This is a genomic window from Sinomicrobium weinanense (genome assembly GCF_018863395.1).
Classification (GTDB): domain Bacteria; phylum Bacteroidota; class Bacteroidia; order Flavobacteriales; family Flavobacteriaceae; genus Sinomicrobium; species Sinomicrobium weinanense.
Window position 1 is genome coordinate 660288 of the sequence record NZ_JAHKRR010000002.1, and the last position, 13508, is coordinate 673795.

At 49.5% G+C, this 13508-nt stretch carries 1 protein-coding gene; it reads right to left on the reverse strand.

What is annotated here, in order from left to right; genetic code table 11:
* The coding region (locus tag KN811_RS08370) for an Ig-like domain-containing protein (RefSeq protein WP_216334773.1) at window positions 1-13508 on the reverse strand (13508 nt) is incomplete at both ends.

Here is a 13508-nt window from a genome sequence, read left to right on the forward strand (position 1 = left end):
TCGTCTTTCATCGTATAGGTAAAGGTATCGTCTCCTTCGAAACCGGCATCCGGGGTATAGGTTACCATTCCGGTCGCCGGATCTACGTCTGCAGTTCCCTGCGTCGGCATATCCGCGAGCATTACCGTTGTCGGATCGATCGGTGCATTTCCGGCTTCATCATTCGCCAGCACGTCGATATCCACAGGCGTTTCCATCGGGGTTGCCGCACTATCATCTACTGCCAGCAGACCGCCATTGTCCCCGCCTACGGTTATGGTTACCGTGGCTACATTACTGGTGTAACCTTCTTCGTCATCCATTGTATAGGTGAAGGTCGCTTCGCCTTCAAATCCGGCAGCTGGTGTATAGGTTACCATACCTGTGGTCGCATCTGCATCGGCCGTACCTCCGTCCGAAGGCATATCCACGATCGTTACCGTTGCCGGGTCGATAGCTGCATTACCAGGAGTATCGTTGGCCAGCACATCGATATCCACAGCTACATCCATCGGGGTTGCCGCAGTATCATCATTGGCCATAAGGCCACCGTTATCTCCGCCTACGCTTACGGTTACCGTAGCTACATTGCTGGTGTAACCGTCTTCGTCTTTCATCGTATAGGTAAAGGTATCGTCGCCTTCGAAACCGGCATCCGGGGTATAGGTTACCACTCCGGTCGCCGGATCTACGTCTGCAGTTCCCTGCGTCGGCATATCCGCGAGCATTACTGTTGTCGGATCGATCGGTGCATTTCCGGCTTCATCATTCGCCAGCACATCGATATCGACAGGCGTTTCTATCGGGGTTGCCGCAGTATCGTCTACTGCCAGCAGACCGCCATTGTCCCCGCCTACGCTTATTGTGACCGTGGCTTCGTTAGTCGTGTAGCCTTCGGTATCTTTTACTGTATAAGTGAAAGTATCTGTGCCTTCAAATCCGGTGTCCGGTGTATACTCCACAGTACCGTCCGCATTTACCACAGTGCTTCCGCTTGCAGGCATGGTGCCCATAGCCACCGTTGATGGATCGATAGGTGCATTACCTGCCACATCGTTGTCGAGTACCGGGACCGTTACAGGCATATCAACAGGGGTGCTAGCCGTGTCATCATTAGCCATCAGACCGCTGTTGTTCCCGCCAACTGTTACGGTTACCGTAGCTTCATTGGAAGTAAAGCCTTCCGTATCCTGCATTGTATATGTGAATGTATCCACACCTTCAAAACCAGTATTGGGTGTATACATTACCGTTCCGTCCGTATTGACAGCTACGCTTCCACTTAAAGGATCAGTAACTATCGCTACAGTGCCTTCATTTATAGGTGCATCACCTGCTACATCATTGGCCAACACATCTATAGTTACCGGAACATCCAGTGGAGTTGCTGCATTGTCATCTACGGCCATTAAGCCGCCATTATCTCCTCCTACCGTTATTGTTACCGTGGCTTCATTAGTTGTAAAGCCGTCTGTATCCTCTACCGTATAGGTAAAGGTATCGGTGCCTTCAAATCCGGTGTCTGGTGTGTATTCTACAGTACCGTCGGCATTTACCGCAGTGCTTCCGCTACCGGGCATGGTTCCGATAGCCACTGTTGAAGGATCGATAGGTGCATTACCTGCCACATCGTTATCAAGTACCGGGATCGTTACGGGCGTATCGACAGGTGTATTCGCTTCGTCGTCAACGGCCATCAGGCCACCGTTGTCACCTACGAATACCGTTACCGTAGCTTCATTGGTCTTAAAGCCTTCTGTATCCTCTACGGTGTAGGTAAAGGTATCGGTGCCTTCGAATCCGGCGTCCGGTGTATATGTTACAGTGCCGGCGGCATTTACTGCTGTGTTTCCGCCGGTAGGCATTGTACCTATAGCCACCGTTGAAGGATCGATAGGTGCATTACCTGCCACATCGTTATCAAGTACCGGGATCGTTACAGGCGTATCGAGAGGTGTATCCGCTTCGTCGTCAACGGCCATCAGACCGCCGTTGTTGCCCACGAATACTGTTACCGTGGCTTCGTTTGATGTAAAGCCGTCCTCATCATCTACCGTATAGGTAAAGGTATCGGTGCCTTCGAATCCGGCGTCTGGTGTATATGCTACAGTACCATCGGCATTTACCGCAGTGCTTCCGCTACCGGGCATGGTTGCGATAGCCACTGTTGAAGGATCGATAGGTGAATCACCTGCCACGTCATTATCAAGTACCGGGATAGTCACCGGTGTATCGATAGGTGTATTGGCCGTATCGTCATTAGCCACGATAAACGAACAATCGTCTCTTGCAACGAATGTTGTTGTCTTACGTTGATCTTCTACAGTTTCACAATAACCGTCTCCGCTTACGCCTACACTATATGAATATGTTCCGGCAGTAAGACCATCTACTACTAACTCTCCGTTTTCGCCTCCGGCAACCGGGTCTCCGTTGCCGTCATACCAATGGAATACAGGATCGGTTATTGTACTGGCGGCCGTCAGACCTGCCGTGAGTGTAACACTACCGGAAGCATCCAGACAAACTTCTCCATCACCGTTCACATTGTCAATCACGATGTCTGCAATGTCATCTCCCGGTGCATTAGGTGTAATTTCTATCATTACATCCCTCAGGGCACCTGCAGGATTTTCACATCCGTTGGCTCCTTCTACACTTACATAATATGTATAAGGGCTGTTATCGCTATTCAAGCCATTTATAGTCAATACGCCGTTTGTATCTATGGCATAAGAAACATCACCGTCCACATCACCATCGTTTATAAGCTGCGTCCTGTCAGCATCCGCATACCAGCGGAATACTGTACCTTCAGCACTTGAAGGTGTCAATACCACATCTTCATCGGCACAAACGGGGTTTTCATTACCTGTTACGGTTATATCATCCGCACCGGGTGCATCCAGTACATTTACAGTAACCGGGATCCTATCGGAATCTTCACATCCGTTAAATACCACGGCTATATAATATGTTACTTCGCCTACGGTATCCAAAGCATCCGTAGTATAGGTATTCTCTTCGGAAAGCAGGGTTCCTCCCACTTCCGCATCATACCAGCGAATTGTAGTATTAGCAGCAGGAGTGGCTTCCAGAACAGCAGTGTCTCCGAGACATACTTCCGTATCTTCAGGTAATACGGTGGGCTGCTGGTATTTCACTTCAGCCTGATAAATCTGCCAGCTGCTGTTAAGCAGGCTTACAGCAGGAGCAAATTCCACACGAACGCGGTCAAAGTCTCCGCCGGCAACAAATGAAACTTCTGCACGCTCATCGCCAGGCAATATGGTAAGACTGATAAGTGTATCATCATTTATAGATGCTCCGTCTCCGTTTCCGTTTACATCTCCCTGGGTTCCTCCTGTACCGTTATAAGTCTGTACACTTAAGGTTCCGAGAACATCAAGGTCTAAGAGGGAGTTTTGGGTCCCAAGGTGTACGGTAACCGTATCTCCGGCCTGTCCTCCGTTAGGGAAGATCAGTTCCTGCCATACTGCTCCTGTTACTGCTGCCGGGGTGATCAGCCTTGAGAAGCTGTCTATATCCCCGTCAACTGCATTTTCAGGATTTTCCACACTACACAGCAAACACAGGATCCGTGTGCCGTTTGTCTGGGCATTGGCAACAGTACAGTCGTCCAGAGATCCGGGCGGTACTATATGAACAACCGGCGTAGTAGGTTCTGATACTACATCGGGATAGTTTACATCCCGGACTATTACATCATACGTATGGTCACCCAAAGGCAGGTTATCCGGAGTCGTATATACTTCTCCTACGAATATTTCATTCCCATCGCTGTCGAACCATACGATCTCAACATCTTCATGATCCGTACTTGCTGTTAACGTAGTAGTCTCTCCTTCCGTGATGGTCACATCCATTGGTACTACATCGGGAGGTGTAAGCGTCCTGATAACATTTACGGAAACAGTAGCTTCATTGGAAACCAGTCCGTTTATGTCTTCTACGGTATAGGTAAAGGTATCATCACCGAGGTAGCCGTCAGCCGGTGTATATTCTACCGTACCATCGGCATTGACTATTACCGTGCCATTGGCTGGCGATGTTACTATGGTTACCGTTGCCGGGTCTAAATCTGATGTTCCGGCGATGTCATTATCCAATATCGGGATGGTTACCGCAGTATTCCGTTCTGTTTCTGCTATATCATCATTGGCAGCAGGACCGTCATTGACAGTAATTGTAACGCCCGCTTCGTTAGATACCAATCCGTTGGTATCAGCTACCGTATACGCTATAGTGTCGTCACCGAGATAACCGCTGTTCGGCGTATATTCTATGGTTCCGTCAGGATTCACCACGGCCGTACCGTTGGTCGGATCCGTAACTATAGTAACTGTTGTGGGATCTAACGGAGCACTTCCTTCCTCATCATTATCCAGTACCGGAATAATTATAGGAGTATCCAGGGTGGTACTCACCATATCATCATTGGCCACAGGAGTATCGTTCATGGAAACAGTTACCGTGGCAGGGTCTGACATTGCCCCGTTCTCATCTTCCACCGTATAGGTAAACATATCCTCACCGGTAAGGAAATCCGGGTTTGGCGTATAGGTTACCGAACCGTCGGCATTTACTACAACCGTACCATTAGCCGGTGCAGTACCTACGGTTACCGAAGACGGCACCAATGGTGCTGCTCCTTCGGCGTCGTTAGCCAGTACATCAACGGTTACCGGGGTATCCGGATTGGTATTGGCCATATCGTCATTGGCTACCGGTGCCGTGGTTATGGTTATGGAAACCATTGCCGTATTGGACACCAGGCCGTTTTCATCTTCTACCGTATATTCGAAGCTGTCTGCTCCGTTAAAGCCTGCAGTAGGTGTATAATCTACCGAACCATCGGGATTTACAACCGTTGTACCGCTTGCCGCAGGAGTCACAATGGCTACTGTTGCAGGGTCTATCGGTGCTGTTCCCTGTTCGTCATTTATCAATACCGGGATATTTACCGTTACGTTAGGTATGCTAAAGATGGTATCGTCATTGGCCACAGGAGGCTCGTTAAGGCTCACCGTAACCATTGTACGGGCCTCACTGATACAGCCAGTGGCATCATTAATTGCTTCTACATACAATACGGTTTCGGCAGTTACCGCGGTAAGGGTTATGGTTGCTCCTGTATCGACAAGGCTTCCGTCTTCTGCGGCATCATACCAGTTATAAGTTACTCCGTCTACGGGATCTACCACATTAAGTGTAGCGTCCTCTCCGGGGTTCACCATTACATTTTCGGCTTCCACTACCGGGGTAGCTGGAGTTTCCTGAACATTTATGGTTACCGCGATACGACCGGATTCTTCACAGCCGTAACGAACGGGTTGTACGTAAACCATGTGTTCTCCGGCTTCCCAGTCTGCGGGAAGTTCAAATACGAGGTTTCCGTCTCCTATTATATTTCCGCCGAAGCGGGCATCATACCACAGATATGTTGTACAATCATCTGCAGGAGCATTCAGGGTTACTGTTCCACCTTCACAAGCTTCTAAGATGGTATCGCCGGGATCATTGCCTTCAAAGCTGATTCCGGGTACGCGTTCTATTTCAAATATATCGACTCCCGCCAGGGCATCGGCCAAGCCTCCCAATTGAACGGATACCCGGTCAAAAGGCTGATCGATCGTAGTGGCTACTTCATATTGATTACCACCACCGAGGAGTTTTATGCTTAAAAGCCCTTCCTGTACCTGTACGGAATCTACGGGTGTATTCCCTTTGTAGGCCACAATGGAAATACCGCTTGCCACACTAAGGTCTAATAAACCTGCATCCTGATCTGCCAGAGTTACCCGGATGGAATCACCGGGAACGGAAGGTGCGGAGTAAATAGTTGTAAGGTGTACATAACCCGCAACGCCGAGATTTTGCCTCAACAAGGCCGCTGTACCCAGGTCTCCGTCTACGGCATTTTCCCTTCCGGATACATCATTGACACCTCCGAGTACACCGGAAGTCGATCCTGCCAGAATATCTTCAACAGCATTACATTCGGCAAGGCTGGCAACACCCTGGTTCACATAGGCTTCGTGTACGTTAATATTTCCTCCGGAAACCAGTGCTCCCTGTACTTCAACCCTGACCGCATTAAAGTTTACGGAAGGATCAGGGCTTCCAACGGGAACAACGATATCAGATTCGTTATCTCCTGAAGCGAGGTTAAGCAATACTCCGCCGGTGAGTTCCGCAGGTTCTCCGACCGCGGTATCTCCGTTATATGCCTGCAATGTTATGGTCACACTTCCAAGTAGTGAAACATCCACTACAGTACTTAATCTTACGTGCAGTTCATCTCCGTTAGACGGGCTGTATGCCTGTGCGAATTGCAATGTTTGTGCATTCGTGGAGAAAAGTGACGGAATCGGCAATGTGCTGAATGTTTCCAGGTTTCCGTCAACTGCATTCTCCGGATTATTTACCGTACCGTCTTCAACAGTCTGGCTGGTTGCATATGTTCTTGCATAAGCCGGGAGACAATCTTCCGGTAACGGAAGTTCGGTTACATTGAGCGTTACCTGGGTTGGTGCAGACTCTTCTCCGGTATCCGGATCACGAACTACCGCATTATAGGTATAATTTCCAGGTGTAAGACCGGGTCCTGCGGTAAATTCTTCACCAGCGGCTATTTCATTTCCGCTTTCATCCGTCCAGATAATCTCTCCGTTAGGATAATCGGTGGATGCGGTATAAGTCACCGCTCCGCCTTGTTCTATAGTTGCCGTTTCAGGCACTACCGTAGGCGGCAACAATTCACCGGATGCCTGCTCTACAGTTACCGGCACTTCGGCCGGTGCGGATACGTCCCCGGTATTCGGGTCGGTAACCGTTACGGTATATATATGTTCTCCTACCGGAAGATCGGCAGGGGTGGTAAATTCTGGTGTAGTTGCCACTTCATTACCATCCGGGTCATTCCATGTATAGGTAACATCCGGGTTGTCGTGACTGGCTGTAAAGGTTTCCGTTTCTCCTTCGGGATAAGTCGCAGAAGGTGGTGTAACGGTTGGCGGCACCAATGTTCCTGTAGGCTCTACGGTTACCGGTACTTCGGTAGGTGCAGACTCTTCTCCTGTGTTGGGGTCAGTTGCAGTCACGGTATACACATACTCTCCCACCATAAGGTCGGCAGGTGTAGTGAATTCCGGTGTCGTAGCCACTACATTATTATCCGGGTCATACCAGGTAAAGGTGACATCCGGGTTGTCGTGGCTGGCCATAAAGGTTTCCGTATCTCCTTGGGTAATTATAGCCGAAGGAGGCGTTACGGTCGGCGAAGCTAAAGTACCTGCCGGTTCCACTGATACCGGAACCTCCGTAGGGTCAGACACCTCACCGGTATTCGGATCGGTTGCTGTTACGGTATATACATGGTCCCCTACCGGAAGGTCGGCCGGCGTAGTAAAATCGGGCGTGGTTGCCACTTCATTGCCATCCGGGTCATACCATGTGAAGGTGACATCCGGATTGTCATGGCTTGCCGTAAAGGTCTCTGTATCTCCTTCAGGAATTGTAGCCGAAGGCGGTGTTACTGTTGGCGATGCCAATCCGCTTGCGGGTTCTACCGTTACCGGTACTTCGGTCGGTATGGATTCCTCACCGGTATTCGGATCGGTTGCCGTAACTGTGTATGTGTGATCTCCTAACGGGAGGTCAGCAGGCGTAGTAAATCCAGGCGTTGTTGCCACCTCGTTACCATTCGGATCATACCATGTAAAGGTCACATCCGGGTTGTCATGGCTCGCTGTAAAGGTTTCCGTATCTCCTTCGGGATAAGTTGCAGAAGGAGGGGTTACAGCAGGCGGTAACAGGTCATCAGCACCAATTACGGTTACCGGTACTTCGGTCGGGTCGGACACTTCTCCGGTATCCGGATCAGTTGCCGTTACCGTATATGTATGTTCTCCTACGGGAAGGTCCGCAGGGGTAGTAAATTCAGGGGTCGTTGCCACTTCATTACCATCCGGATCGTACCAGGTAAAGGTCGCATCAGGATCGGGATGACTAGCTGTAAAGGTCTCTGTATCTCCCTCATTAATAACAGCAGATTCCGGTGTTACCGTTGGTGATTCCATACCACTTGCAGGCTCTACTGTTACAGGAACTTCAGTCGGTATGGACTCTTCCCCGGTGTTCGGGTCGGTCGCCGTAACTGTATACGTATGATCTCCTAACGGAAGGTCAGCAGGAGTGGTAAATTGCGGAGTGGTCCCCACTTCATTACCATCCGGGTCGTACCAGGTAAAGGTTACATCCGGGTTGTCATGGCTGGCCGTAAAGGTTTCCGTATCTCCTTCGGGATAAGTCGCAGAAGGAGGGGTTACAGTTGGTGGTAACAGGTCACCCGCGCCAATTACGGTTACAGGTACTTCAGTCGGGTCGGACACTTCTCCGGTATTCGGATCGGTTGCCGTTACCGTATATGTATGTTCTCCTACCGGAAGGTCCGCAGGGGTAGTAAATTCTGGTGTGGTGGCCACTTCATTACCATCTGGATCATACCAGGTAAAGGTCGCATCCGGGTTGTCATGGCCCGCAGTAAAGGTTTCCGTATCTCCCTCGTTAATCACGGCAGATTCCGGTGTTACCGTTGGCGGCGCCAGACCACTTGCAGGTTCTACCGTTACCGGTACACTTGCAGGGTCCGATACTTCCCCGGTATTCGGGTCAGTTGCAATCACGGTGTATACATAATCTCCTACGGGAAGATCGGCCGGAGTAGTGTACTCCGGTGTTACAGCCACTTCATTACCATCCGGATCATTCCAGGTAAAGGTTACATCCGGGTTGTCATGGCTGGCCGTAAAGGTTTCCGTACCTCCTTCGGGATAAGTGGCCGAAGCAGGGGTTACCGTCGGAGGCAACAATCCTCCTCCTACGGGTTGCACTGTTACGGGCACCTGGGTAGGATCGGACTCTATACCTGTAACCGGATCGGTCGCTGTCACTGTATATACATGGTCTCCCAGCGGTAGGTCGGCCGGTGTGGTAAATTCAGGTGTCGTGGCTACCTCGTTGCCATCCGGATCGTACCAGGTAAAGGTTACATCCGGGTTGTCATGGCTGGCCGTAAAGGTTTCGGTATCTCCTTCGTCAATCGTAGCAGAGGGAGGTGTAACCGTCGGTGCTTCGAGAACGAGCGGTTCTACGGTCACAGGAATTTCCACAGGTTCGGATTCGGCACCTGTTTCGGGATCCCTGGTGGTTGCCGTATAAACATAATCCCCGGGCACGAGAGTGTTCGGAATGGTATACTCGGGGCCTACACCCACTTCATTGCCATCCGGATCGTACCAGACCACTTCGGTTCCGTCGGGAGATAACCCGTTGAAAGTCACTGTTTCTCCCTGGGTAATTGTTGCCCCTATCGGATCAATGGTCGGGGGCAGCAATACCTGTACTGTAACTTCGGTACGGGCGGGGCTTATACAGCTTTCACCTGCAACGGCCTCTATATAATAAGAGGTGTCTGCCGTAACATCGGCTACTTCAAAAGTATCGCCGGTGTGCAGCAGTTCGCCGTCGGCAGCCGCGTCGTACCAGTTATAAGTTATATTTTCATCCGGATCGAGTACCTGTAAGGTAGCTGATCCTCCCGGAGCTGCCCATACATTGGCAGATACTGCCTGTGGTGCATCCGGGCTTTCCAGGACATCTATATTAACAGCCGCCCGTGCGGAAGCCTCACCTGTACATCCATTTCTGGTTACAGATACATAATATGTATTGGCTCCCAGGGCAAGATCATCGGCCGGAACGGTAAACGAAGTCCCTGTTCCAACCAGGTTGCCCCCGGTCTCGGCATCATACCAGTTATAGGTTGCATTTTCTGTCGGGAAGTCTACTTCTAAGGTCACATCTTCTCCCAGACAGGCCACAGCATCACCGCCCGCCACTACCGGGGATGGGGCTACGCGGCCTATTTCGTATACATTCAGGCTGGACAGTAAAAGGGCTAAACCTTCTCCAATGGATACTTCAATACGATTAAACGGTACATCTATAGGATAGGTAAGTACCTGGATATCTTCACTTCCTGCCAGAAGGTTTAATTCCAATAAACTTGCATCAAGGTCTAGGGCTCCGTTATCCTGATTGTCCAGATAAGTCCTTACGGTAAACGCACTGGAAAGTAATCCAACGTCTATTAAACCCTCATTTCTTTGGAATACAATGCGGATAGAATCACCAGGAACAGATACTGCTTGATATAGCGTAGTTACATGGGTTTTAGCATCTAACACTCCTGCAGTTACGTACAGTTGAGCAAAGGTGGTCTCATCTCCGTCAATAGCATTTTGAGGATCGTCTACTATATTTACGGCTCCTCCAATACCTCCTTGATTTCCCCAAAGTATATCAGATGCCGTATCACACGCTACATCATCTCCAGGTTTATTAAAATATGCTTCATAAAGATTTATACTACTTCCAAGATTCAACAGACCTCCAAAAGTTACTCGAACTCTATCATATTGCTCTCCAGGAGCAGGCATTACGATATCCGCCTGATCTGCTCCACTAAGAAGCCCTACTAAACTTCCTACTCCCAATTCCTCTCCTACAGGAGTATCTCCATTATAGAGTTGCAGAGTAAGCCCCGTAAGTAGATTAGCCAGACCTGTAGACGTTCCAAGTTTTACATGAAGAGGATCATTCGGAGCGGGCATTACATCAGTAAAAATAAGTTCTTGCCAAGCATTCCCTATTAAAGCTCCTATAGTAGAATGTGTATCTTTATCCCCATCAACGGCCAGTAAAGGTTCCTCCACGGCGGGAGAAAGTATTCCATTACTATTATCTTGTCCATCAGCATACTCCCTAATCATCGGAATTCCCGCTACTGGCGCATCCATAACGCTTACGGTCACCGGATAACGTTCTGGCTCTACAAAACCGTCACGGCTTACTTCTATATAGTAAGGTGTACTGGCATCTAATACAGGTGTCGTCAATTCGTTTCCTGTAGCTATGGGAGTTCCGCCTTCCTCTGCCGCATACCATGCAAGTTCGGTATCCGCAACAGGTTCGGCCACTACAGTAGTTGATGTTCCCGGGGTAGTTACAAGTCCGGAAATAATATTCGGTTTAACAAATTGTATCCTGGCCCCATATACTCTCAGGTTACTGAGAAGGTCAATCGCTGCCTGCGACCTTAATTGTACACGGTCGAAATCGCCTCCTGGGGTAAAGGTCAGTACAAACTGATCTGTAGACCCGGGCAATAACTCCAGGTTAATAAGGCTGGCATCATCGGCAAGGTCGTCATTCGACACATCGCCGTTAAAGCTTTCAAGGGTAAGGTCACCCAGTATACTGGCATCCAGCACTCCACTACCGGAGCCGATCACCAATTGTATTTTATCACCCTGAAGTCCCTGTAACGGGAAATCAAAAAGGTCCATTTGAATTCCTCCTAGTGCACCAAGGGTCTGGTTTAATTGTGCATAGGTCGTAGGATCACCATCCGCTGCATTTTCAGGGTCGGTCACACTGCAAACCAGGCATCCGCCGAAAATCTCCCAGTTCTGTGCCAATGCCCATGTATCATTAGTGGCATTTACGGTTACAGGGAAACGTTGAGGGTCTACAAAACCGTCACGGCTGATCTCTACATAATATGTAATACTTCCGTCGAGAGTTGGCGTGGTAAAGGAATTACCCGCTTCTATCGGGTCTCCCCCTTCAACATCGGCAAACCACTCCAGGGTTGTCCCTCCGTTAGGGGACAATTCCACTGTTGTGGAAGTTCCGGGCATGGTTATATTACCGGAAACAATATCCGGATCGGGAAGTTTTATTCTGGCCCCGTATAATCTAAGATTATTCAGAAGGTCTACCGTAGACCCCATTTTCACCTGAACACCATCAAAGGCTACTTCCGGTGAAAAATTCAGGGCATACCTGTTACCGTCTCCCGGAAGAAGGCTTATATTTAATAAGGAAGATGCCTCGATCGGTTCTCCTACAAGTTCATCACCATCCATAGCCTGAATAGTAATAGCTCCAAGCAAACTGGCATCAATAATACCACTTTCCGGGCTCAATACTACCTGTATGAAATCGTCGGCTGTTCCACGGAACGGGAAACCGGTAAGGTTCTGTGTTATGGAAGAACCTACTCCTGCAGGTATATTAAATTGGGCATAATTGGTTAAATCCGTATCTACGGCAAATTCCGGATTCTCCAGAGTACATAATATACAAAGCCCGTCAATATCAAAATCCTGTAGCGTAGCCCAAAGCCCCGTATCCGGGAATTCTCCTCCGGGTACATCCTGGGCACGGTCCAGTTCATAGACATACAGACCTTCAAAGGCACTGGCCAGACCAGCATCCAATGATACTTCGATCCGGTTGAACGGTACGTTCACAGGATAGATCAATTCATATACATCTGTCGTGCCCGGGAACAACGATAACTGGATCAACTCAGGATCCAGGGTCAATACACTGTTCTCATCATTATTATCAAAGGTCCGTATCCGGATGTTCTGCGATAACAACGAAGCATCAATTATTCCGCCTTCTTCTCTTTGAAGCAATACCCTTACACCATCGCCTTCTACGGACAAGGTCGGGTATAAGGCAGTGATATGTACACCTTCACTCAATACGGCCAGGTTGGCCCTTAAGTGGGCAAAAGTCGTATCGTCACCATCAAAGGCATTGTTTACATCCCGTACAAAATTGGCTGTACTGGCTATGTCCCCGCCGGTTCCCCAAAGCACGTCCACCGGTTGGTTGACATCCACAGGGCCGGTTGCCGGCTGATAGAAATACGCTTCATAGATATGTAAAGGCGTCTGGAAACTGTCTAAGGACAATTTGGTGATCTGTACGCCATCATACTCGATAGGAGTACCATTAATGGAAGGGGTAAACACCACTTCGATCTGTTCCGGTCCGTTCAATACAGAGACCAGGTTTACCAAGGGCACTACATCCCCTACCAGCACTCCATTGCGTACTGCCTGTATCCCTACAAAGCCAAGTACCTCTAGCAATCCGGATTCTGTGCCCAGTTTAATATGCATGGCATCTCCGGCTGCAGGTTTAACGGCACAATCCTCAAAACTCAAGCGTTGATAGAAGGCGCCTATTTTTAAGATCGTAAAGGTAGAATGGGTACTCGGGTCACCATCTACGGCCAGTTCCGGGTTTTCTACTCCCCCTATGGCCAGGTTGTCCTGGCTACAGGCATAGACCCGTTCCCTGGCTCCTTCTGTCGGAGGGAAGTTGATCCCCACGGTGATCGGGTAACGTACCGAATCGGTAAGCCCGTCCCGCGTGATCTCTATATAATATGTCGTATTTACGTTTAAGGCAGGCGTTGTGTAAGTCAGTCCTGTGGCTATAGCTGTTCCGCCTTCCACATTGGCAAACCATTCGATACTGTCGCCTGCGCCTATCGGGTTCAATTCTATCGTTGCCGTAGCCCCGGGCTCTATGATATTACCCGATACCGCCGGCATACCGTAACGAAGCCGTGCCCCGTAAAT